Source organism: Rhodobacter capsulatus SB 1003 (genome assembly GCF_000021865.1).
Classification (GTDB): Bacteria; Pseudomonadota; Alphaproteobacteria; order Rhodobacterales; family Rhodobacteraceae; genus Rhodobacter; species Rhodobacter capsulatus_B.
The window spans coordinates 2,945,121-2,967,261 of record NC_014034.1 but is presented as its reverse complement, the minus strand read 5'-3'; the positions used below and the strand labels follow the sequence as shown (position 1 = coordinate 2,967,261).

The 22,141-nt window shown below is 65.5% G+C and carries 26 protein-coding genes and 1 other RNA gene; 3 read left to right on the top strand and 24 right to left on the bottom strand.

Annotated elements, in window-relative coordinates; genetic code table 11:
- The 9 genes from RCAP_RS13765 to RCAP_RS13730 form a co-directional block, all read right to left on the bottom strand.
- The gene (locus RCAP_RS13765; protein ID WP_013068487.1) at nucleotides 1–1,368 is read right to left on the bottom strand and encodes a glutamine synthetase family protein; all 1,368 of its coding nucleotides are present in this window, start codon (nucleotides 1,366–1,368) and stop codon (nucleotides 1–3) included.
- A 39-nt stretch (nucleotides 1,369–1,407) separates the two neighbouring features.
- On the bottom strand, nucleotides 1,408–1,578 hold the full coding sequence (locus RCAP_RS19665; protein WP_013068486.1) for a hypothetical protein: 171 nt from the start codon (nucleotides 1,576–1,578) through the stop codon (nucleotides 1,408–1,410).
- Nucleotides 1,579–1,580: 2 nt separating this feature from the next.
- Entirely contained in the window at nucleotides 1,581–2,267 is a 687-nt protein-coding gene (locus tag RCAP_RS13760) for a type 1 glutamine amidotransferase (RefSeq protein WP_013068485.1), read from the bottom strand.
- Between the two features lie 174 nt (nucleotides 2,268–2,441).
- A complete protein-coding gene (locus tag RCAP_RS13755; protein WP_013068484.1) occupies nucleotides 2,442–3,773 on the bottom strand; it encodes a glutamine synthetase family protein in 1,332 nt (443 codons plus the stop codon).
- Nucleotides 3,774–3,777: 4 nt separating this feature from the next.
- The gene (locus RCAP_RS13750; RefSeq protein ID WP_013068483.1) at nucleotides 3,778–4,611 is read right to left on the bottom strand and encodes an ABC transporter permease; all 834 of its coding nucleotides are present in this window, start codon (nucleotides 4,609–4,611) and stop codon (nucleotides 3,778–3,780) included.
- Nucleotides 4,608–5,489, bottom strand: coding sequence for an ABC transporter permease (locus tag RCAP_RS13745; protein WP_013068482.1), 882 nt, complete (start codon nucleotides 5,487–5,489; stop codon nucleotides 4,608–4,610). The genes RCAP_RS13750 and RCAP_RS13745 overlap by 4 nt, the downstream gene beginning before the upstream one ends.
- Before the next feature lie 90 nt (nucleotides 5,490–5,579).
- Nucleotides 5,580–6,299: a transporter substrate-binding domain-containing protein gene (locus RCAP_RS13740; RefSeq protein ID WP_013068481.1), complete on the bottom strand. Its 720-nt coding sequence runs from the start codon at nucleotides 6,297–6,299 to the stop codon at nucleotides 5,580–5,582.
- Between the two features lie 34 nt (nucleotides 6,300–6,333).
- Nucleotides 6,334–7,131, bottom strand: coding sequence for an ABC transporter ATP-binding protein (locus tag RCAP_RS13735; RefSeq protein WP_013068480.1), 798 nt, complete (start codon nucleotides 7,129–7,131; stop codon nucleotides 6,334–6,336).
- Nucleotides 7,132–7,265: 134 nt separating this feature from the next.
- Nucleotides 7,266–7,709: a tellurite resistance TerB family protein gene (locus RCAP_RS13730; RefSeq protein ID WP_013068479.1), complete on the bottom strand. Its 444-nt coding sequence runs from the start codon at nucleotides 7,707–7,709 to the stop codon at nucleotides 7,266–7,268.
- Nucleotides 7,710–7,845: 136 nt separating this feature from the next.
- Between RCAP_RS13730 and RCAP_RS13725 the strand changes: the two genes are divergently transcribed.
- Nucleotides 7,846–8,472: a TetR/AcrR family transcriptional regulator gene (locus RCAP_RS13725; RefSeq protein WP_013068478.1), complete on the top strand. Its 627-nt coding sequence runs from the start codon at nucleotides 7,846–7,848 to the stop codon at nucleotides 8,470–8,472.
- Nucleotides 8,473–8,591: 119 nt separating this feature from the next.
- On the opposite strand, the gene RCAP_RS13720 is transcribed toward RCAP_RS13725, so the two are convergent.
- The 5 genes from RCAP_RS13720 to RCAP_RS13700 form a co-directional block, all read right to left on the bottom strand.
- Nucleotides 8,592–9,431, bottom strand: a complete 840-nt coding sequence (locus RCAP_RS13720; protein ID WP_013068477.1) for a cytochrome c1 — start codon at nucleotides 9,429–9,431, stop codon at nucleotides 8,592–8,594.
- 17 nt (nucleotides 9,432–9,448) lie between these two features.
- A complete protein-coding gene (gene petB / locus RCAP_RS13715; RefSeq protein ID WP_013068476.1) occupies nucleotides 9,449–10,762 on the bottom strand; it encodes a proton-pumping cytochrome bc1 complex subunit PetB in 1,314 nt (437 codons plus the stop codon).
- A gap of 12 nt (nucleotides 10,763–10,774) precedes the next feature.
- On the bottom strand, nucleotides 10,775–11,350 hold the full coding sequence (petA, locus tag RCAP_RS13710) for a ubiquinol-cytochrome c reductase iron-sulfur subunit (protein WP_013068475.1): 576 nt from the start codon (nucleotides 11,348–11,350) through the stop codon (nucleotides 10,775–10,777).
- Nucleotides 11,351–11,544: 194 nt separating this feature from the next.
- Complete coding sequence (locus RCAP_RS13705) at nucleotides 11,545–12,255, bottom strand: response regulator (protein ID WP_031321486.1); 711 nt, start codon at nucleotides 12,253–12,255, stop codon at nucleotides 11,545–11,547.
- Nucleotides 12,255–12,755, bottom strand: coding sequence for a MarR family transcriptional regulator (locus RCAP_RS13700; RefSeq protein ID WP_013068473.1), 501 nt, complete (start codon nucleotides 12,753–12,755; stop codon nucleotides 12,255–12,257). Before RCAP_RS13700 ends, RCAP_RS13705 begins: the two co-directional genes overlap by 1 nt.
- Before the next feature lie 148 nt (nucleotides 12,756–12,903).
- Here RCAP_RS13700 and RCAP_RS13695 point away from each other — a divergent pair, with 148 nt between their 5' ends.
- Nucleotides 12,904–13,773 (top strand): branched-chain amino acid aminotransferase, encoded by an 870-nt coding sequence (locus RCAP_RS13695; RefSeq protein ID WP_013068472.1) that lies wholly within the window; start codon nucleotides 12,904–12,906, stop codon nucleotides 13,771–13,773.
- Between the two features lie 377 nt (nucleotides 13,774–14,150).
- On the opposite strand, the gene RCAP_RS13690 is transcribed toward RCAP_RS13695, so the two are convergent.
- The 9 genes from RCAP_RS13690 to RCAP_RS20075 all read right to left on the bottom strand — a co-directional run bounded on the left by RCAP_RS13690 (nucleotide 14,151) and on the right by RCAP_RS20075 (nucleotide 20,673).
- Nucleotides 14,151–14,345: a hypothetical protein gene (locus RCAP_RS13690; RefSeq protein ID WP_013068471.1), complete on the bottom strand. Its 195-nt coding sequence runs from the start codon at nucleotides 14,343–14,345 to the stop codon at nucleotides 14,151–14,153.
- A 95-nt stretch (nucleotides 14,346–14,440) separates the two neighbouring features.
- Nucleotides 14,441–15,391 (bottom strand): DMT family transporter, encoded by a 951-nt coding sequence (locus tag RCAP_RS13685; RefSeq protein WP_013068470.1) that lies wholly within the window; start codon nucleotides 15,389–15,391, stop codon nucleotides 14,441–14,443.
- A gap of 37 nt (nucleotides 15,392–15,428) precedes the next feature.
- Entirely contained in the window at nucleotides 15,429–16,445 is a 1,017-nt protein-coding gene (gene queG / locus RCAP_RS13680) for a tRNA epoxyqueuosine(34) reductase QueG (RefSeq protein WP_013068469.1), read from the bottom strand.
- Nucleotides 16,446–16,604: 159 nt separating this feature from the next.
- Nucleotides 16,605–17,270: an FtsZ-binding protein FzlA gene (gene fzlA, locus RCAP_RS13675; RefSeq protein WP_013068468.1), complete on the bottom strand. Its 666-nt coding sequence runs from the start codon at nucleotides 17,268–17,270 to the stop codon at nucleotides 16,605–16,607.
- A 74-nt stretch (nucleotides 17,271–17,344) separates the two neighbouring features.
- Nucleotides 17,345–17,692 carry a TfoX/Sxy family protein gene (locus RCAP_RS13670; RefSeq protein WP_013068467.1) on the bottom strand — a complete coding sequence of 116 codons (348 nt, stop codon included), beginning with the start codon at nucleotides 17,690–17,692 and terminating at the stop codon, nucleotides 17,345–17,347.
- On the bottom strand, nucleotides 17,692–18,291 hold the full coding sequence (recR, locus tag RCAP_RS13665; protein ID WP_013068466.1) for a recombination mediator RecR: 600 nt from the start codon (nucleotides 18,289–18,291) through the stop codon (nucleotides 17,692–17,694). The genes RCAP_RS13670 and recR overlap by 1 nt, the downstream gene beginning before the upstream one ends.
- Nucleotides 18,292–18,305: 14 nt before the next feature.
- On the bottom strand, nucleotides 18,306–18,650 hold the full coding sequence (locus RCAP_RS13660) for a YbaB/EbfC family nucleoid-associated protein (RefSeq protein WP_013068465.1): 345 nt from the start codon (nucleotides 18,648–18,650) through the stop codon (nucleotides 18,306–18,308).
- Between the two features lie 78 nt (nucleotides 18,651–18,728).
- Nucleotides 18,729–20,498 carry a DNA polymerase III subunit gamma/tau gene (locus tag RCAP_RS13655; RefSeq protein WP_013068464.1) on the bottom strand — a complete coding sequence of 590 codons (1,770 nt, stop codon included), beginning with the start codon at nucleotides 20,496–20,498 and terminating at the stop codon, nucleotides 18,729–18,731.
- Between the two features lie 46 nt (nucleotides 20,499–20,544).
- Complete coding sequence (locus RCAP_RS20075) at nucleotides 20,545–20,673, bottom strand: hypothetical protein (RefSeq protein WP_274378164.1); 129 nt, start codon at nucleotides 20,671–20,673, stop codon at nucleotides 20,545–20,547.
- Nucleotides 20,674–20,688: 15 nt separating this feature from the next.
- On the opposite strand from RCAP_RS20075, the gene RCAP_RS13650 reads away from it, so the two are divergent.
- Entirely contained in the window at nucleotides 20,689–21,795 is a 1,107-nt protein-coding gene (locus RCAP_RS13650) for a hypothetical protein (RefSeq protein WP_013068463.1), read from the top strand.
- 40 nt (nucleotides 21,796–21,835) lie between these two features.
- Here the strand turns inward: RCAP_RS13650 and ffs are convergent.
- Nucleotides 21,836–21,934, bottom strand: an RNA gene (gene ffs / locus RCAP_RS19010) — signal recognition particle sRNA small type.
- Between the last annotated feature and the right edge of the window lie 207 nt (nucleotides 21,935–22,141).

Genomic DNA, 22,141 nt, shown 5'->3' with positions numbered 1-22,141 from the left:
TCACACGTTCAAGAGCAGGTGTTCACGTTCCCACGGGCTGATGACCTGCAGGAACTCCTTGTATTCGTTGCGCTTGACCGCCTCGTAGACCGTGCAGAACTCGATCCCCAAAGCCTCGCGCACCGGGCCGCTGTCGGAAAACAGATCCAGCGCATCGCCCAGATTGAAGGGCAGGTCGGTCTCGCCCATATAGGCGTCGCCCTGACATTCCGGCCGCGGCATCTTTTTCTCTTTCAGCCCCAGATAGCCGCAAACCATCGAGGCGGCGAGGCCGAGATAGGGGTTGCAATCCATCCCCGCGAGCCGGTTTTCCAGCCGCCGCCCCGACGGATCCGAGATCGGCACCCGCAGCCCCGTGGTGCGGTTGTCGCGGCCCCATTCGATGTTGATCGGCGCGGCGAAATCCGGAACGTAGCGGCGATAGCTGTTCACGTAAGGCGCAAGCAGCGCCACTACCGCGGGCAGATGCGTCTGCATCCCGGCGATGAAATGCAAAAACGCCTCGCTTTCGCCGCCGTCAGGGTTGGAAAAGATGTTCCGCCCGGTCTTCGCATCGATCACCGACTGGTGGATGTGCATGGCAGACCCCGGTTCGCCCTCGATCGGCTTCGCCATGAAGGTGGCAAAGCAATCGTGGCGCAAAGCCGCCTCGCGGATCAGCCGCTTGAAGTAGAAGATCTGATCGGCGAGCGCGACCGGATCGCCATGGGCGAGGTTGATCTCCACTTGCCCCGCGCCGCCTTCCTGCAGGATGCCGTCGATCTCGAAGCCCTGCGCCTCGGCGAAATCGTAGATGTCGTCGATGACGGGTCCGTATTCGTCGACGGCGCTCATCGAATAGGCCTGTTTCGCCGCCGCCCGCCGCCCGGACCGCCCCATCGGCGGGATGATCGGCTGGTTCGGGTCAAGGTTGCGCGCCACCAGGAAGAATTCCATCTCGGGGGCGACGATCGGCTTCAGCCCCTCGGCCTCGTAAAGCGCGACGACGCGCTTGAGCACGTTTCTGGGCGCCACCGGCATCGGGTTGCCCTGCTGGTCGAAGACATCGTGGATCACCTGCAGCGTGATGTCGGCGGTCCAGGGCGCGGCCGAGGTGGTGGACCAGTCGGGCGTCAGCACCATGTCGGGCTCGGTAAAGGCGCCCATCGGATTGTCGGCCCATTCGCCGGTGATCGTCTGCAGAAAGATCGAATTCGGCAGGTAGAAGCGGTCCTGATAGGCGAATTTCGAGGCGGGCATGGCCTTGCCGCGGGCAACACCCGCGATATCGGCGACGATGCATTCCACCTCGTCAAGGCGGCGCCCGGCGATGTAGTCGCGGGCGGCTTTCGGGATAAGGGCGGTCCAGTCCGGAGATTTGCGTGACATGTCTTTCGCTTTCCAATGTGTTTGCGGGAAGTCGGACAGTCACGCCTCGGGGTCGGGCATCAGCCGGGCCAGCGGCACGCCTTCGGAAAAGAATTCGGGATCGGCACAGCCGGTCAGGATCGGCTTGCGATGCGCCGCCGCCGCGCGCCGCCCCTCCATCGCCGCGGGGGCGGTGAAGGGAGAGGGGCAGGGCTGCGGCGCGGGGACCATGATCAGCCCCGCTTCGCGCGGAAGAAGGCGGCGATGCGCTCGGCGATGCGGGCGGAATCGGTGCCCTTGCCCGCGGCCATTTTTGCGCGGGCCTCGGCCATCAGCGGATCGGGGACAAGACCCGGGCCGCGCGTCGCCATCAGCCCCTCGACAAAGGCGTCGCGGAATTCCGGATGCGCCTGGATCGTCAGGGCGCTGTCGCCGTAAACCAGCGCGGCATTCTCGCAAAAGTCGTTGCAGGCGATGACCTGCGCGCCCTCGGGGCGCGCGGTCACCTGATCGCGGTGCCAGGCGTTCAGCACCACCGGATCGCCGCCGAAATCATAGGTCTGCGGGCCGACGGCCCAGCCGCCGGGGAACCGCTCGACCTTGCCGCCCATCGCCTGGGCGATGATCTGATGGCCAAAGCAGATGCCCACCATCGGCACCTTTTCCGCGATCGCCTGGCGGATGAACGCCTCCAGCGGCGCGATGAACGGATGGCTTTCATAGGCACCATGCCGCGAGCCGGTGATCAGCCAGCCCTCGCAGTCCTGCACCGAGGCGGGAAAGTCCATCGCCTCGACGTTGAAAGTCTGAAACGTCAGCCCGTGGTCGCGCAACAGCGCCACGAACATGTCGGGATAATCGCCCGCCTCCCCCCGCAACACGTCGGGGGATTGGCCGGTCTGCAAGATGCCGATACGCATGAAGGTCTCGTGATTGGGTGGCCCAAGCGTAGCCCTGCGGCGCGACCCGGGCAAGGGGGGCCGTCGGCCCCTTGGGTGCCCCCTCGGATATTTGATCAAAAAGCAAGGCGCCTGCCTTCTTCTTGGTCGAAATACGCGCAGGGGGTCCGGGGGGCTTGCGCCCCCCGGCCTTTCTCAGACGGTGTCGAGGTAAAGCTCGGTCTGCTCTTCTTCGGACAGTTCCGCCATGTAGTGGATCTCCTGACGCTTGGTCATCAGGAAGTTCTCGATCAGCTCTTCTTCGAAGATGCGCTTGATCAGCGGGCAGCTGTCGAACTGGTTGATCGCGAGGTTCCACGTTGCGGGCAGCTGCGGCAGATATTGCGCATAGGCATTGCCGACGATCGGCTCGTCGGGGACCATCTTGTCTTCAAGCCCGACCAGCGCCGCACCAAGGATCGCCGCGATCATCAGATAGGGGTTCACGTCGCCCCCCGCCACCCGATGCTCGATCCGCCGCGCCGCGGGCCCCGAAGACGGGATCCGCAAGGCCGCGGTGCGGTTCTCATAGGCCCAGCCGATGCCCGTGGGCGCATGGGCATTGGGCACCAGCCGGGTGTAGCTGTTCTGATGCGGCGCAAAGATCAGCGTCGATCCCGGCAGCGCCGCCAGACAGCCCGCCACCGCGGACCGCAGCGCATCCGAGCCCTTTTCGGTGCCATCGTTGAAGATGTTCTCGCCGTTCTGATCGAGGATCGAGAAATGCGTGTGCATCCCGTTGCCCGACCACAGATCATAGGGTTTCGCCATGAACGAGGCGGCAAAGCCGTGCTGCCGCGCCAGACCCTTGACCAGCATCTTGAACAGCCAGGTGTCATCGGCGGCCTTCAGCGGATCGGCCTGATGCATCAGGTTGATCTCGAACTGCCCCGGGCCGGCCTCGGAAATCGCCGTATCTGCGGGAATGTCCATCACCTCGCAGGCCTCGTAAAGCGCGGTGAAGAAGCCGTCAAAGGCGTCAAGCGCCCGCAGCGACAGGATTTCCCCCCCGGTGCGGCGCTTGCCGGAACGGGGCGAGGGCGGCACGCGCAGCTTCGTGCCGCTGTCGTCGATCAGGAAGAATTCAAGTTCCGTCGCCACCACGGGCGTCAGGCCCTTTTCGGTGTAGCGGTCCTTGACCCGCGCCAGCGCCTGCCGTGGATCGCCCGAATAGGGGCGGCCATCCATGTGAAACATCCAGATCGGCAGAAGCGCCGTCGGTGCCTCGAGCCAGGGCATCGGCATGAAGCCCCTCTCGGTCGGGCGCAACAGGCCATCGCAGTCGCCGGTTTCAAACACCAGCGGACTTTCCTCGATGTCCTCGCCCCAGATGTCGAGGTTCATCACCGAGAACGGAAACCGTGTTCCCTCGGAAAAAACCTTGCTTGCGAAACGTGCGGGTATGCGCTTACCCCTTGCCACCCCGTTGAGGTCCGCCGCAGCCACGCGAATGGTGCGCACCTCGGGATGCTCCTTCAGCCAGTCCATGTCCTCACCTGATGATTTGCGGTCTGATCCTCAGCTTGGGGCGGGATTGCCCCGGAAGATGCCGGTTCAGACGGCGGTTGATCATCCCGAACAACCCGATCAGCGTCAACGTGACCAGAATGAAGTAGAAGGCGGCAATCGGGTAGGGGATGAATGGGTTGAAAGTCTTGTCCGCGAAGAACTTGGCGTAATAAAGCGCGTCGCCGCGCTGCTGATACGCCGGAAAGCCGGAGAAGAAGACGATCGTCGTCGCGTGAAACAGAAAGATCGCCTCGTTGGTATAGGCGGGCCAGGCCAGGCGCAAGGTCGTGGGCCAGAGAATGCGGCGGAACTTCTGCCAGCCGGTCAGGCCATAGGCATCGGCGGCCTCGATGTCGCCCTTGGGCACTGCCATCAGCGCGCCGTGGAAGATCTCGGCCGAATAGGCGGAGGTGTTGAGAAACAGAACCAGAAGCGCCCCCGCCCAGGCCGAGGTGGTCCAGTCGGTCGGGATGATCAGCCCGCCCAGCGTGATCCCCGCTTTCGGCAGCTGCACCAGGATCTCGTAGGCCAGGAAGAACTGGATGAAAAGCGGCGAGCCGCGGAAGACGAAGATGAAGGCCTCGGCCGGGCGGCGCAGCCAGCCCCGGGGCGAGGCCTTGGCCAGCGCCAGCGCCGTGGCGGCGAAGAAGCCGAAAAACAGCGCCAGCGTGCCGAAATAGACGTTCCAGATCAGCCCCGAGCCGATCAGGGTGAATTCATGGCAGAGCGTGAAGTCACTGCGCGGCAGCACGCGCTTGCCATAGCCCAGCGAGCGGAAGGCGTAATCCGCGATGATCTGCGTGCAGCTGTCGCTCATGCCGCGGCCTTCCGTTGCGCTTCGCCCGCCATCGTCGCCTGTCCCTTGGACAGACGGTTGGTCACCCGGTCCAGCACGCGTTCCGAAACCTTGGTCATGCCCAGGTAATAGACAAGCAGCGCCAGCACATACCAGACGCGCCAGTCGCCATGCGGATAGTCGTAAAGGGCCGATTTCGTGGCGCCAAGTTCCCGCGCCCAATAGACGATGTCCTCGACGCCGAGCAGGAACAGAAGCGGCGTCGCCTTGATCAGGATCATCCAGAGGTTGGACAGGCCGGGCAGCGCATAGGTCCACATCTGCGGGATCAGGATGCGGGACCGCACCTGCGCGGTGGTCATGCCATAGGCCTCGGCGGTTTCCAGCTGTGCCTTTGGCACCGCATTCATCGCGCCGTAAAGCACATTGGCGGCAAAGGCGCCGAAGACGATGGAAAAGGCAATCACGGCCAGGCCGAAGCCGTAGATCTCGTGCCAGATCTGCGGCGCGGTCGAGAGCGGCAGCTTTGCCGCGGCGCAGACGGCGAATTCGCCGTTCGACCAGACCGGACCGTCAGAGGGCGGGCAGGCCCAGAGATGGCGCAGATATTCCAGCCCCTGGTCCATCGCCACGGGCACGAACAGGAAAAACACGATGTCGGGCACGCCGCGCACCATCGCCGTATAGGCCTTGCCGAACAGGCGCAGCGGCAGCACGGAGGAGCGCGCCGCAATCGCGCCGCCAAAGCCGAAAGCCAGCGCGATCGGCGCCACGATCAGCATCAGCGCCAGAACCACGAAGAACGAGCCATAAAACAGCAGATGCTTGCCCGTGGTCAGGTAGCACAGAGCCCAGGCCAGGCCCTCGAGGGATTTCGGATCGGCGCAGATGTCGAACATGGGTCAGGGGCGCCTCCGGCGGGGGCGTATTTGCACCAAGAAGAAACCCGGGGCTCTCCTCGGTCCAATACGCCCGCCGGAGGCTCTTTCTCAGAACACCGGCGCGTCGTCGCCGAACCACTTCTTGATCATCGCATTCAGCGAGCCGTCGGCTTTCATCGCGGCGATGGCGGTGTTGAACTTCGCCTTCAGCTCGGTGTCCGACTTGCGCAGGCCGATGCCGATGCCGCCGCCCAGCGGCACGTCGGACCCGGTCCACATGATCTCGCCGCCCTCGGTGACGAAGGGCTTGAGCGCGTCCTTGTCGGCAAAGACCGCATCGGCCTCGCCGTTCTTCACCGCGGCAATGGTGTCATCGAGCGTCGGGAATTCCAGAAGCGTCGCGCCCGATTTCGCCACGTAATCGGCCTGGATCGTGCCCACCTGCGCCGCGACGACGCCCTTGAGATCGGCATCCGCCTTGGTCGCCACATAGGCCGAGGCGGCGGGCGGGTTGTAATTGTCGCTGAAATCGATCGTCTGCTTGCGCTCGTCGGTGATGCTCATGCCCGCGATGATCGTGTCATAGTTGCCCGAGAGCAGGTTCGGGATGATGCTGTCCCATTCATTCGTCACCCACTCGCATTTCAGCGCGGCCTTGGCGCAAAGCGTGTCGCCCAGTTCGCGTTCGAACCCGTCCACCTCGCCCTTGTCGTTGATGAAGTTGTAGGGAGGATAGGCGCCCTCGGTGCCCATGCGCACGACATCGCCCGCAAGGGCGGTGCCTGCGCTCAGCGCCAGCGCGGCGACGGTCAGGATCAGCTTCTTCATGGCTCTCTCCACGGTTGGGGTCTTGTTGTTCTTCTTACGCCGGCAGCGTCGCCGACAGGAATTGCTTCAGACGTTCCGATTTCGGCGCGCCAAACAGGGTCTCGGGCGGGCCCTCTTCCTCGATCCGGCCCTGATGCAGGAAAACGACATGATCGGAGACATCGGCCGCAAGCCGCATGTCATGCGTCACAAGGATCATCGTGCGATGTTCGGCGGCCAGATCCTTGATCACCCTGACCACTTCCTGCTGCAATTCGGGATCGAGCGCCGAGGTCGGCTCGTCGAACAAAAGCGCCTGCGGCTGCATGCAGAGCGCGCGGGCGATGGCGGCGCGTTGCTGCTGGCCGCCCGAGAGCTGCGCGGGCCAGGCGTCGGCTTTGTCGCCGATGCCGACCTTGGCCAGAAGGCTGCGGGCGAGCGGTTCGACTTCGGCCGGTTTGCGGCCCAGAACCGTCACCGGCGCTTCCATGACATTTTGCAGGATCGTCATGTGGCTCCAGAGGTTGAACTGCTGGAACACCATCGACAGGTTGGTGCGAAACCGCGTTACCTGCGCCCGGTCGGCGGGGCGGCGCGCAAGGCCGGTGCCGGTCCAGGTCACCGCCTCGCCCGAAAAGATCACCTCGCCGGACTGGCTGTCCTCGAGCAGGTTGCAGCAGCGCAAAAGCGTCGATTTGCCGGAGCCCGAAGAGCCGATCAGCGACACGACCGTGCCGCGTTCGGCACGGATCGACACGCCCTTGAGCACTTCAAGGGCGCCGTAGCTCTTGTGCAGGTCCCTGATTTCGATGACGGGCGCGGCTTGGATCGGGGCAGTCGGGCTGTTGGTCACTTTGCGGCTTCTCTTTGTCCGGTCGGTCAAGTTGGCGCGATTTCGGGGGCAAATGCAACGGGCGACTTGCGTCTGTCGCCGGGGAAGCCGCCAAAAGCCCGGGCAGATGCCGCAAGATCGGGCAATGCCCCGGGTCAGCAAAGCCCGGCCGCTACCCTTTGCCGCGCCAGACCCGAATCGCGGTCGGACACGCCCAGCAACCGGGCGGCGAGGCGGATCAGCGCGTCTTCCTCGGGGTTGCGCGCGTCATCGGCCAGCGCCACCTGCCACAGCGCCTCGATCACGCCGATGCGGTCTTCATAGGCGATCTTGTCCTTCAGCGCGCGGGTGAAGCGCACGGTGTCGGGGGCCTCGGCTTCCAGCGCCTCGGCGCGGGCGCGCAGCTCGGCCGCCTCGGCCTGCGACAGGCCGGAACGTGCGCAAAGCACCTGATCGATGTGGAAACGCTCGTCCTCGTCATAGCGGTCATCCGCGCGTGCGAGCCGCACAAGAAGCGCCGCCAGCGCAAGGTCGGCGTCATCCGCGGTCAGCGGCTTCGGATGCGGATCGGCCAGAAGGCCCGTCAGGAATTTGAACATGGCCTCAGTCTAGCGTGCCCGGGCGCGGGGGCAAGGGCCGGATGGCGCCGCCGTCGCAACCGGGCGGCGCAGCGGCGCGGCTTGCCCGTGGTCCGGCCAGGGTCTAAGGTAAGACGCCCGTGGAGGCGGGCTTGTCATGACGCAGGTTCAAGTCGGTATCAAGAAGGGACGCAAGTTCGACCAGGTCCTTGACGGCGCGCGGAAAGTGTTTCTGCGCGACGGGTTCGAGGGCGCTTCGGTCGATGACATCGCGCGCGAGGCGGGGGTGTCCAAGGCGACACTCTACAGCTATTTCCCGGACAAGCGGCTGCTGTTCATGGCGATCGCGACGGGCGAATGCCAGCGCCAGGCCGATGAAGCGCTGGAATTCATCAATGCGGGCGACAGGCCGGTGCGCGAGGTGCTGCGCTATGCGGGCCACAAGCTGATCGATTACATCACCTCGCCGCTGGGGCTGCAGACCTATCGGCTGTGCATGGCCGAGACCGACCGCTTTCCGGCGCTTGGCCAGCAGTTCTATGCCTCGGGGCCGCTTCTGGTGCGCGCGCGCATGGTCGAATATCTGCGGACGGCGGTGGCGCGGGGCGATCTGGTGATCGAGGATTTCGATCTGGCCGCCGATCAGTTCGCCGAGCTGTGCAAGGTCGATGCCTATCACGGCTTCCTGTGTGGCGTGACCTCGGATTATCCGCCCGCGCGCCGCGACCGGGTGATCGAGGGCGCGATCGAGATGTTTCTCGCCCGTTACGGCGCCCGCGGCTGAGCGGGCAGGGCCCCCCCCAGCCCCCCAGGGTCCCCCCCGGCGGCCTGTCGTCTCTCCCGTTGCGGAAAAGCAAAACGCGCCCCGTGGGGCGCGTTTCCGTTTCAGCTGTCCGGCGTCTCTCAGGCCTTGTGGCCCTTGTAGGGCGCCCAAAGACGCTTGTTGGTCAGGTAAAGCATCACGCTCAGCAGGCCGAGCATGACCATCGCGACCAGACCCATCTGCTTGCGCGCCACCAGTTTCGGTTCCGCGGCCCACATCAGGAAGGCCGAGACGTCCTGGGCCATCTGATCGACGGTGGCCGGGGTGCCGTCCTCGTAGGTGACCTGATCATCCACCAGCGGCGGGGGCATGCGCGCCCAGCTGCCGTGGGTGATCTTCACGCCCGCGGCGTCCTTGCAGGTGTCCGGCACGCCGCCGATCTGGAAGGTCTTGTTGTAGTAGTAGCCATCGATCCCTTCCGGGGCGCATTCCGGGTTTTCTTCGAAACCGATGACGTAGTTGTAGATGTATTCCGGACCGCCCATGCCCTTGAAGAGCTGGTTCATGCCGGAACCGGCCGGGCCCGAGAAGCCCGCCCGCGCCTTCGCCATCACCGACAGGTCCGGGCCCATGCCGTCGCCGACGCGGGTCGGGAACATGTCGGTTTCCTTGCGGTCGCGCTCTTCGCCCGAGTCCTTGTCGATGATCGTGTCGAGGCCGGCCGCATATTCCCGCACGAAGGTCGGGTCGAGCTGCGGGCCGCCGTCATCGGCCAGCGTGCGGATCGGCACGAACTTCATGCCGTGGCAGGCCGAGCAGACTTCGTTGTAGACCTGGAAGCCGCGGCGCAGCTGCGCCTGATCGTACTTGCCGAAGATCCCTTCGAAGCTGAAGGCGTGATCCGGAACGTTGGAGTTCGCAAAGGCCGCGCCAGAGCCGAGCACCAGGGCCGAAACCGCAGAGATCAGAAGTTTTTTCATGATGTCGGTTCCTTTCCTCACTCGGCCGGATTGCCGTAGTGGCTGTTGAAGTCTTCCTCGATCGAGGCCGGGATCGGTTCCGGTTTCTCGGTCGCGCCCAGAAGCGGCAGGATCACGAGGAAGTAGGCGAACCAGTAGGTCGAAGCGATGAGCGAGATCCAGTCATAGGGATACTCGGTCGGCATCGCGCCCACCCAGGTCAGCACCACGAAGTCGAGCACGAGGAACCAGAACCACATCCGGAACTTCGGACGATAGGCGCCCGAACGGACCTTGGAGGTGTCGAGCCACGGAGCCAGAGCCATCACGGCGATGGCGCCGAACATCGCGATCACGCCGAAGAACTTCGCATCGACGATGCCGAAGGTCAGGCCATCGACCAGGATCACCACCCAGACGTCGGCGGCAAAGGCGCGCAGGATCGCGTAGAACGGCAGGAAGTACCATTCCGGAACGATATGCGCCGGGGTCGAGAGCGGGTTGGCCTGGACGTAGTTGTCCGGGTGGCCGAGGTAGTTCGGCATGTAGGCGACGACGGCGAAGAAGCCGAGCAGCACGAGGGCCAGCGCGAACAGGTCCTTGATCACGAAATACGGCCAGAAGGGCAGGGTGTCCTTTTCGGCATCGGCTTTCGAGGTGCGGCGGACTTCAACCCCGGTCGGGTTGTTGTTGCCGGTGGTGTGGAAGGCCCAGATGTGGATGGCGACCAGCGCCGCGATCACGAAGGGCAGCAGATAGTGCAGCGAGAAGAAGCGGTTCAGCGTCGCGTTGTCGACGGCCGGCCCGCCCAGCAGCCAGGCCTGGATGCTCGGCCCGATGCCCGGGATCGCGCCAAACAGGCCGGTGATCACGGTGGCGCCCCAGAACGACATCTGGCCCCACGGCAGCACGTAGCCCATGAAGGCGGTGCCCATCATCAGCAGATAGATGACCATGCCGACGATCCAGGTGATCTCGCGCGGGGCCTTGTAGGAGCCGTAGTAGAGACCGCGGAAGATGTGGATGTAGACGGCCAGGAAGAAAAGCGAGGCGCCGTTGGCGTGGATGTAGCGCATCGCCCAGCCACCGTTCACGTCGCGCATGATGTGCTCGACCGAGGCGAAGGCCAGGTCGACATGCGGCGTGTAGTGCATCGCCAGCACGATGCCGGTGACGATCTGCAGCACCAGCGTGAAGGCAAGGACGATCCCCCAGATCCACCACCAGTTCAGGTTCTTCGGCGTCGGGATCATGATGGTGTCATAGACAAGGCCGACGATCGGCAGGCGGTCGTGCAGCCACTTCTCGATGCCCGTCTTGGGCTCGTAATGGTCGTGCGGAATTCCGGACATGTGTCTTTCCCCTCAGCCCAGCTTGATCGTGGTTTCGTCGACGAAGGCCGCGACCGGAATGTCGAGGTTGCGCGGCGCGGGACCCTTGCGGATGCGGCCCGCCGAATCGTAGTGCGAGCCGTGGCAGGGGCAGAACCAGCCGCCGAAATCACCCGACTTGTCGCCCATCGGCACGCAGCCGAGGTGGGTGCACACGCCAAGCATCACCAGCCACTCGCCGGTGTTGGTGCCGTCAAAGGCCGGAAGCGTGCGGTTTTCGTCGGTCGCCTCGGCGCCCGGCTTGTTCGCGTTCTCCGCCGAGGTGTCGCGCAGCGCCCCAAGCGGCACCGAGCGGGCCAGCTCGATGTCCTTTTCGTCGCGACGCCGGATGAACACCGGCTTGCCGCGCCATTTCACGGTCAGCTGGGTGCCCACCTCGACCGCCGAGACATCGACGAAGATCGATGCCATCGCCTTGACGTCGGCCGAAGCGTTCATTTGGTTGATCAACGGCCAGACGGCCGCGCCGGTCACCACCACCCCGGTGGCGGCGGTGGCATGATAGAGGAAATCCCTCCGAGTGCCTGCGTTGTCTTCTGCGTGGGACACGTGTCTTCTCCCTTCCCCGAACTTGAAATTCAAGTCGATGCGCCTTTGCGGGCCACACAGAATGCGGCCGGACAGTGCCCGTTTAGCGTCCGGGAAACCCGCAGTCCAGCATACATTCACAAGAGGGTGAGGCGAAAAGCCGCGGCTCGGCCCGATTCGCGCTTTTTTGTCGCTGGGGCAGGCGCTTGCAGGCCTCAATCGGGTGCAAGCATGTAGCCAAGTCCGCGCACCGTCTGCAGGTAGCGCGGTTCGCGCGGGTCGGGCTCGATCTTGCGGCGCAGACGGGTGATCTGCACATCGACGGCGCGGTCGCCCGCGGCCTCCTCGGCGCTGGCGGAACGGTCCCGGCCCAGCTCCTCGATCAGCTCGGTGCGCCCGATCACCTCGCCCGCATGGGCGGCGAAGATTCGCATCAGCGCGGCCTCGGTCGCGGTGAGTCGCACCGGCTGATCGCCCTGGCTCAGCTCGCCGCGGTCGAGATCATAGCGCAGCGGACCAAGCGACAGATATTTCGGCCCCGCCGTCACCGCCTCGGGCACGCGCCGCAAGATCGCGTTGATGCGCAGCAGAAGTTCCTTCGGCTCGAACGGTTTGGGCAGGTAGTCATCGGCCCCGGCCTCGAGCCCCTCGATCCGCTCGCGGGTTTCGCCGCGCGCGGTCAGAAGCAGGATCGGCGTCGCCATCTTCGTGCGCAGATCGCGGGTGAGCGACAGCCCGTCCTCGCCCGGCATCATCACGTCAAGCACGATCAGGTTGAATTCGAGCCCCGAGAGCAGGCGGCGGGCATGCGCCGCATCCCGCCCGGCCGTGACCAGAAAGCCGTTGCGGATCAGGAACTTCTGCAGAAGACCACGAATCCGTTCGTCGTCATCGACGATCAGAAGATGCGGGGGCGAGGCCGACATCATTCGGCATCCTTCAGCATCTGGTAATGGCGCCGCATCGCCGGATCCATCATCGCCTCCAGCACCTGCCGGAAGCCCGCCACCGCCTGCGGCCCCGCCGCGCGATAGGCGGCGCGCATCCGCACCCGTTGCGCCTCGGACAATTCGCGTTCCAGCACCGCGCCCTTTTCGGTCAGGTGCAGATGCCGCTCGCGCTTGTCGCGCCGCCCGACGCGGCTTTCGACCAGACCATCGTCAATGAGCGTGCGCAGGACCCGGTTCAGGCTTTGCTTCGTCACCCCCAGCACCGAGATCAGCGTCGTCACCGTCAGCCCCGGCTCGCGGTTGATGAAGTGGATGGCGCGGTGATGCGCCCGGCCATAATCGTGCTGATCCAGGATCCGGTCCGGATCGGCGGTGAAGCCGCGATAGGCAAAGAACATCGCCTCGATGCCCTTGCGCAGCTGTTCGTCGGTCAGAAACAGGAGCGTTTCGCCCCCGGGGGCTCCGGTATCGGCCATGTGATCCTCGCTTTTGCGCGACTTTATGTCAGCCTTGTTGACTTTCCAAGAATCAATTGTTACCGAAGCGCAGATTTTGCGCAATATTATGTCCGAGACGGACCTAGATGGCGCAACTTGTGAAAACGAAGCAGCCAAGGAGGGCGTGATGGCCGGGGCTTACGACGATCGTGACGGCAAGATCTGGATGGACGGGAAACTGGTCGAATGGCGCGATGCCAAGGTCCATATCCTGACCCATGCGCTGCATTACGCCTCCTCCGTCTTCGAGGGCGAGCGCTGCTACAATGGCAAGATCTTCAAGGGGGTGGAGCATTCGATGCGGCTGCGCCGCTCGGCCGAGCTGCTGGATTTCGAGATCCCCTATTCGGTGCAGGAGATCGAGGCGGCGAAATATGCGATGCTGGAAGCGAACGGCTGGAAGGACGCCTATGTGCGCGCCATCGCCTGGCGCGGCGCGGGCGATGACATGGGGGTCTCGGCGCGTCGGAACCCGGTGCGGCTGGCGATCGCCGGTTGGGAATGGGGCAACTATTACGGCGATGCGAAGATGAAGGGCGCCAAGCTCGACATCTCGAAATGGCGCCGCCCCGATCCGAAGACCATTCCGTCCGCCGCCAAGGCCGCCGGTCTTTACATGATCTGCACGATGTCGAAACACGCCGCCGAGGCCAAGGGCTGCTCGGATGCGCTGATGATGGATTACCGCGGCTATGTGGCCGAGGCGACCGGCGCGAACGTGTTCTTCGTGAAGAACGGCGAAGTGCACACGCCGCTGCCGGATTGCTTCCTGAACGGTCTGACCCGGCAGACGGTGATCGAGATGCTGAAGGGCAAGGGCATCACCGTGCATGAGCGCCACATCGAGCCGGTGGAACTGGCGGGCTTCGAGCAGTGCTGGCTGACCGGCACCGCGGCCGAGGTGACCCCGGTGGGGCAGATCGGCGATTTCAACTTCGAAGTCGGCGCGCTGACCCGCGACGTGGCGGAAAGCTACGAAAAGCTGGTGCGGGCCTGAACCTGCCCCCTCGGTTCGGGCGGAACAGGAAAGGCATCGCCTTTCCCCGCCCGTTCGGACACCGCTTGCGCCAAGACCGTCTGCCCCGCGCGCAACAGAGGCCGGCGCCTGCCCCGGCGGGCGAGAAGCGCCCGCTATGGGCGGGGCGGGCGCTGGCCGGGGACTTTGGTCCCCGGCGGTGGTGACTGCAGATGTCTCGCATGGCCGCGTCACCGGCCGCGGCCAAGTCAGGCGCTTTCAGAGAATGCGCCCCCGAAAAGACCAAGGCGGGGCCGTCTGCGCACGGCCCGCCTTGGTCTTTTTCATCCCGCCGCTACGGTGGCACGCCGGAGACATGCCCGTCACCGTTGCGGCCCCCGGGTTTCAGGGGGTCCGGTTCACTCGTCCCTCCGGGCTTCCTCGCGATCGATGCGCAGGAACTCCCGGACCTTAGCTTCCGAGCGTTCCGCCGGGCGCCGCACCAGCGCATCCACAGCCGGATGCATGCCGCTACGCCGGTCGATGTCGAGGAATTGCCGCATCCGCGTGCCTTCGGCCGCTTGTTCGGCGTGATCGATGATGGAACGGGTCATGGTTGCCTCCTTCGCTTCATCTGAGGGAAGACTAGCACAGAATCACCGCCCTGTCTTTGCTCAGGATCATGGTCGGGCGGAATCTCGCGCTTCGGTCAGCCCTGCGGCGTCACCGCCTTGCGCGCGCGCTGCCGTTCCAGCCCCAGCCGCCGCTCGCGCCAGATGATCATCACCCCCGCGGCGATGATCAGCCCCGCGCCCCCCAGCATCCAGACCGTCGGCACTTCGGCAAACATCCAGTAGCCGATGCCCAGGGCAAACAGCATCGAGACATATTCGAACGGCGCCACGATCGAGGCATCGGCAAAGCGATAGGAGGAGGTCAGCAGGATCTGCCCGATCCCGCCCAGAATCCCGCAGGAAATCAAAAGCGTGGCCTCATAGGGCGTGGGGACGACCCAGCCGAAGGGCAATGAGATCAGCGACAGCCCGGTCGAGGTGACGGAAAACCAGAACACGATGGCCGAGGTGCGCTCGGTCGCGACCATCTTGCGGATGAAGACCTGGGCCAGCGCGGCGAATGTCGCCCCCATGATCACCAGCATCGCGCCAAGCGTGGCGGTCGGATTGCCGCTCTCGAAGCTGCCCAGCCGCGGCCAAAGCACGATCAGAACGCCGATCAGACCAAGCGTGACGGCGCTCAGCCGAAAGGCCCGGACCTCCTCGCCCAGAAACATCGCGGCGAAGATCACGGTCAGAAGCGGCGCGGCATAGCCCAGGGCCGTGACCTCGGGCAGGGGCAGAAAGGCGAGCCCCGCAAAGCCCAGCCCCATCGCCGAGGTGCCTGCGACGCCGCGCCAGACATGGCCCATCGGTTGGCGCACCTTCAGCCCGACCGAAAGCTCGCGCCGCCACAAAAGCCAGGCCAGAATGACCGGAATGGCGAAAAGCGAGCGGAAGAAGACAGTCTCGCCCGGCGGGACATGCGGGGCCAGAACCTTGATCACCGTCGACATGGCGATGAAGACCAGAACGGACAGGATCTTCAGGGTGATCCCGGTCACCGGGTTGGGGGGCGGGCCGACCGCGGCAAGGGGGGCAGACATGCGGCCAGCTTACGCCTTTGCGGGCCGAAGGAAAGGGTCAAAGGCCGAGCCGCGCCAGCGCCCAGGCGGCGGCCTCGGCCACGGCGGGATCGGGGTCGTCCAGATGCGGGCGGGCGGCCGCGGCCAGATCCCGGCGCCCGGAATTTCCCAGCGCATAAAGCGCGTTGCGGATCATCCGGTCGCGGCCGATGCGCTTGACGGGGCTGCCCGCAAACCGCGCGCGAAAGGCGGCGTCGTCAAGCGCCAGGATCTCGGTCAGCGCGGGCGTGCCCTGTTTTGCCGCGTAACCGATGTCGCGCGCGGTGGCGGCGAATTTGTTCCAGGGGCAGGCGGCCAGACAATCGTCGCAGCCATAGATCCGGTTGCCCAGCCCCGGGCGCAGCTCGGGATCGACCGGGCCGCGGTGCTCGATCGTCAGATAGGAAATGCAGCGCCGCGCATCCATCTGATAAGGCGCGACAAAAGCCTCGGTCGGGCAGGCGTCCAGACAGGCGGTGCAGCTGCCGCAATGGCTGATCTCGGGCGCATCGGGCGGCAGATCCAGCGTGGTGAAAATCGCGCCCAGAAACACCCAATTGCCCAGATCGCGCGCCAGAAGATTGGTGTGCTTGCCCTGCCAACCCAGCCCCGCGGCCTGCGAAAGCGGCTTTTCCATCACCGGGGCGGTATCGACGAAGACCTTGATCTCGCAAGGCGAATTCTCGATCAACCAGCGCCCCAGCCGCTTCAGCCGCCGCTTCACCAGATCGTGGTAATCCTTGCCCTGCGCATAGACCGAAATCGCGCCGTGCCCGGGCTGCCGCGTGGCTTCGCGCGGGTCAACCTCGGGCGTGTAGCTTTCGGCGAGCAGGATCACCGAACGTGCCTCGGGCCAAAGCGCGGCCGGATTGCCCCGCCACTCCATCCGCTCGGCCATCCAGGACATCTGCCCGTGATACCCGGCCGCGACAAAGGCCGACAGCCGGTCGGGCAGGTCCGGACAGGCGTCGGGCCGGGTGATCCGCGCTTTCGCAAAGCCGATCGCGCGGGCCTCTTCGATCAGGCGGGTCTTCAAGGTTTCCAGTTCCGCCTCCCTCAGCCGGGGCAGGGGGAGCTGCCCCCTCTTTGCCTGACGGCAAATTCACCCCCGGGATATTTGGGGCAAGATGAAAGGGGCGTGTTTCATCTTGCCTCAAATATCCCGGGGGTCCGGGGGCAGAGCCCCCGGCTTGCTTCAGAAATCAAGTTCCGCATATTGCGGCGAGGGCGGCACCCCGGGCAGCTGATCTGCCAGAAGCGAGCGAAAGGCCGGGCGCGACTTGATCTTCGCATACCATTCCTTCACCGCTTCGGACCGGTGCCAATCCACGTCCGAGATATAGTCAAGACAGCTCAGATGCGCGGCGGCGGCGAAATCGGCCAGGGTCATCACGTCGCCCGCCAGCCAGCGGCGGCTGTCCAGAAGCCAGGCCATGTAATCGATGTGATACTTGATCGCGCCGAGGCCCTCCTTGACCGTCTTGCTGTCCGGATAGCCCTTTTTCTGCACTTTCTTCCAGACCCGTTCGCCCATCACCTTGGCGGTGACCTCGGTGTTGAACTTGTCGTCGAACCAGGTGCAGAGGCGGCGGACCTCGTAACGCGCATCGGCGTCGCGCGGCATCAGCGGCGGGCCGGGCACCACCTCGTCGAGATATTCGCAGATCGCCTGACTTTCCGAAAACAGCCGGTTGTCATAGCGCAGCACCGGCACTTTCCCGGCCGGGTTGCGGCGCAGGAAATCGGTGCTTTTTTCCCAGTAGCGCTCTTCGACCAGCTCGACCTCGATGCGTTTTTCGGCGAGCGTGAGCCGCACCTTGCGGCAAAAGGGCGAGAGAGCAACGTGATATAGGCGGTTCATCGGCAACACCCGCTGCAAGCTTTTCCCCCTGATAGACCCGGCGGGGGGTGGGATCAATGCTTCATGCGAGGACGTTAACCATTTCCCTTTGGTTTGGCGGGTTTACGCGTCTTGGGCTGCGGCTCGGGCAGGCTGCGCGCCATCAGCGCGATCAGGCCCCAAAGCCAGTCGGCCTGTTCCCAAAGGTCGGGTTCGATGCGGAAATGCGGTTTCGCGCCGGGGTAGGGCAGGCCCTCGACCGGGGTGCCCAGATAGGCGGCCGCCTCGGGGATCGGGCGCACGAAAAGGGTGTCGTCGCAGATCAGCGCCACCATCCTGCCGCCCGCATAGATGCCGTATTCGCCAAACATCTTGCGCGCCGTGACCCCGCGCCCGTCAAGCTGTTCCAGAAAGAAGGCGACGGTTTCGGTGCGGGTGCCCATCACAGCGCCCGCCGCGCCCGCAGCGCCGCCGAGATCGTGCCGTCATCGAGATAGTCGAGTTCGCCGCCGATCGGCACGCCCTGCGCCAGCGAGGTCACGCGCACCCCCGTGCCCTCCAGCGCCTCGGCGATGTAATGCGCCGTCGTCTGCCCCTCGACCGTGGCATTCAGCGCCAGGATCACCTCGGTGACCGCCTCGGCGCGGATGCGGGCGATCAGCTGCGGGATGCGCAATTCCTCGGGGCCGATGGCATCAAGCGCGGACAAAGTGCCGCCCAGAACGTGGTAGCGGCCCTTGAAGGCGCCGCCGCGTTCCAGCGCCCAAAGATCGGCGACATCCTCGACGACGCAGATTTCGCCGATGGCGCGGGCGGGGCTGTCGCAGATCTCGCAGCTGGCGCCCATCGCGATATTGCCGCAGATCGGGCAATCGCGGGCGGTTTCGGCCACCCGCGACAGCGCCGCCGCAAGGGGCGCCATCTGCCCCTCGCGCTTGCGCAGAAGATGCAGCACCGCGCGCCGGGCAGAGCGGGGGCCAAGCCCCGGCAGTCGCGCCATCTGCGCGATCAGCGCCTCGATCTCGTCGCGGGGGCCGCTCATTTCAGGGGCGCATCTCAGCCGGGCAGGCCCATGTCGGCGGGCAGGCCAAGCTCGGTCATCAGCTTGCGCTGTTCCTCGCCGGCCTTGTCCTGCGCGCGCGCCTGCGCATCCTTGACCGCGGCGACGATCAGATCCTCGACCACTTCCTTTTCCGAGGCGACAAGGATCGTCGGGTCGATATCAAGGCCGGTCAGCTCGCCCTTGGCGGTGACGCGCGCCTTCACCAGACCGCCGCCCGCTTCGCCGATGACGATCATCCGGCCCAGCTCTTCCTGCAGGGTCAGCATGCGCTCCTGCATTTCCTTGGCCGCTTTCATCATCTTGGCCATGTCGCCAAGCTGTCCCAGTCCCTTGAACATCGTGGTCCTCCGATCGGTTTCGCGCTCACAGATAAGCATCGGCCGGGGCCGGGGCAAGGCAGTCAGCGCCGCAGGGGGTCAGCCGTCTTCGAACGGGTCCCATTCGTCCTCGACCTCGGGCAGGGCCTCGGCGGTCTGTTCGGCCTCGAGCGCGTCCGACAGCACGATGTCTTCGAATTTCGCCGTCGGGAAAGCGGCGAAGATCGCCTGCACGACGCGGTTTTCCGCCCGCGCCTCGGCCTCGGCGGCGAGGGTGGCGGCATTGCGGGTCTCGTCGATCGTGGCGGCCCCGCCTTCGGAGACGACCGAAACCCCCCAGCGCGCGCCGGTCCAGCCCTGCAGCCGCTGCGCCAGGGTCTGCGCCAGATCGCGCGGCGCCCCGGGGGCGGGTTCGAATTCGATCCGGCCCGGCGCGTAATGCACGAGCCGCACCCCTTTTTCAACCTCGACCAGCAGCTTCACGTCGCGCATCCGGCCGATCAGCGCCACGACATCTTCAAAGCGCGCATATTTCGCCAGGGCCGAGGCCGCGGGCGACACCGCCAGCGCCGCCGATCCCTGCACCGACAGCGGCCGCCCGCCCATCATGTGCCGCGTCGTGGCTTCGGCGCGCGGCCCGCCGCCACCGCCGCCGCCCTGCGACGGGCCATGCCCGCCCGCGGCGCCGGGGCCCGCCATCACCTTGCGCATCAGCGTTTCCGGGTCGGGCAGATCGGCGACATGGGTCAGCCGGATCAGCGCCATTTCCGCCGCCATCATCGCATTCGGCGCCGAAGACACCTCTTCGATCGCCTTGAGCAACATCTGCCACAGGCGGCTCAGCACCCGCATCGGGATCGCCTGCGCCATCGCCTGACCGCGAGTGCGTTCCTCGGGCGGCACGGTCGGATCCTCGGCGGCCTCGGGGGTGATCTTGATCACCGAGACCCAATGCGTGATTTCGGCCAGATCGCGCAGAACCGCCATCGGATCGGCGCCGTCGCTGTATTGCGCCCCAAGTTCGGTCAGCGCCGCGGCCGCATCGCCCTTGAGGATCATGTCAAACAGATCCAGCACCCGGGCGCGGTCGGCCAGACCCAGCATGGCGCGGACCTGATCGGCCGTGGTTTCCCCCGCGCCATGCGAAATCGCCTGATCCAGAAGCGACATCGCATCGCGGACGGACCCCTCGGCGGCGCGGGTGATCAGCGCCAGCGCATCTTCGGCGATCTGCGCATTTTCCTTGGTCGCGACCTTGGAGAGGTGGTTGATCATCACCTCGGGCTCGATCCGGCGCAGATCGAAGCGCTGGCAGCGCGACAGGACCGTGACCGGCACCTTGCGGATTTCGGTCGTGGCGAAGATGAATTTCACATGCGCGGGCGGTTCCTCGAGTGTTTTCAAAAGCGCGTTGAAGGCCGAGGTCGAGAGCATGTGGACTTCGTCGATGATATAGACCTTGTAGCGCGCCGAGGCCGCCCGGTAGTTCACGCTTTCGATGATCTCGCGGATGTCGCCGACCCCGGTGCGCGAGGCCGCGTCCATTTCCAGCACATCGACATGCCGCCCCTCGGCGATGGCGCGGCAATGCTCGCAGACCAGACAGGGTTCGGTCGTCGGCTGGCCGGTGCCGTCGGGGCCGATGCAGTTCAGCCCCTTGGCGATGATCCGCGCGGTGGTGGTTTTGCCGGTGCCGCGGATGCCGGTCATGATGAAGGCCTGCGCGATGCGACTGGCGGCAAAGGCGTTTTTCAGCGTGCGCACCATCGCCTCCTGTCCGATCAGATCGGCAAAGGTGGCGGGGCGGTATTTGCGCGCAAGGACCTGATAGCCCGAAGAGGTCGCGGCGGGGCTGTCGGCGTCGGTCATGGGGTCTCCTCGGTTCGGCGCCACTCTACCCGCGGGGGCGCGCAAGTCAAACCGATCCCCGCCCGAAGGCGGCGGGCAGATGCCGCTTGATACGGGTGCGGTCTTCGTGGATGGCTTCGTGGCAGGGGCCGCGCCATCGGTCCGCCTGCGGCGCGGGCGTCTGGGGTCTCGGCATGCGGGGGCAGCTGGAATGACTGACACCGAAAACTTCCGCCCGCGCGACGGCCGCACCCGGCTTGTCGTGCATTTCGGCGGCCACAAGACCGGCAGCTCGGCGATTCAGGAGACGCTGCACGCGGCCAATGACCCGAAGAACGGGTTCCTTCTGCTGTTCGCAGGGCATCCGAACAGCTCTGCGATGATGCAGAACGCGTTCCTGCGGCCGGAAAAGCTGCTGTCGATCCGCGCAAGCGAAGCCACCCGCGCGGATCTGCCCGCGATGCGGGACGGGGCGCGCAGGCATCTGCGCCGGATCATCCTCGAGGGGATCGAGACCTGTCCGCGGGGGCCGCTGATCCTGTCGGCGGAATCGATCTCGTCCTTCGTGCCCGAAGAGGCCGAGGCGATGGTCGCCTTTTTTCAGGATCTGCCGGTCGATCCGGAGTTCATCGGCTACATCCGCGAGCCCGCGACCTATCTGCGCTCCAGCTTTCAGGAAATTCTCAAGCTGCGGATGCCGCTCAATCCGGTGTTCGATCCCACTGGCTGCACCGTGCTGCCGCTGGAGCATCACGCCATCGTCGGGATCCTGGATCGCTGCGTCGGGCCGGACCGGGTGCAGGCCCATGTCTATGACCGGGCCGGTTTTCCCGAAGGCAGCGTGGTCCGGCATTTCCTTTCGGCGCTGGGGATCGATTCGGGTGCGCTCTCGCCGCTCGAGAGCAACGAGGGCATGTCGCAGCTGGGGGTGAAGCTGATCTACACCTATCGCCGCCTGGGCGCCTGTCCCTTTGCCAACCGCGGGCCGCGGCGGCTGGAGAACGGGTTCTCCGAAGATCTGGGCCGTCTGCCGGATGTGCCCTTTGATCTGCATCCCGAGGTTCTGGACCAGACGCGCGCGGTCAACCGCGAGATCTTCGACTGGGCCGGGCGGCGGCTAGGCAGGCCCTTCCCCGAGCCAAAGGCCAAATCCGGGACCGGGATCCGCAGCGAGGCGGATCTGCTGCGCTTCAGCGCCGAGGATCTGGCGAAAGTCTCGGCCCATGCGGCCGGTTTCGGGGTTTCCGCCGCGGATCTTTCCCCCGATCCCGAGGCGGTGGCCGCGGTCCTGTGCCGGATCCGGCAGACCTGCCAGTGATCCGCCCGGGGGCGGGGCAATCGACGAAACGGGGGGAGGGGGGTGAGAGGCTGGACATCGACCCAAGCGGGGCTCGTTGCGGCTGCTTCCTTCCGGACCTGACCGGGTTGGCGAGGCGCTCGCCCGCGCCAACCTCTCAAGCGCTCATATAAGGGCGGATGCGATGGCTTGCAAGCGGGCTGTGCAGCCGAGTTGGTCAAGGCCCGAAGCCCGCCTTGGTTTCGGGCGGATCAGGAAAAGCACCGCTTTTCCCCGCCCGGCAGCGCCAGGGGGCGTGCAGGACCGTTTCCGCGAGGCACAACAGAGGCCGGCGCCCGGCCCGGCGGGCGAGAAGCGCCCGCCAGGG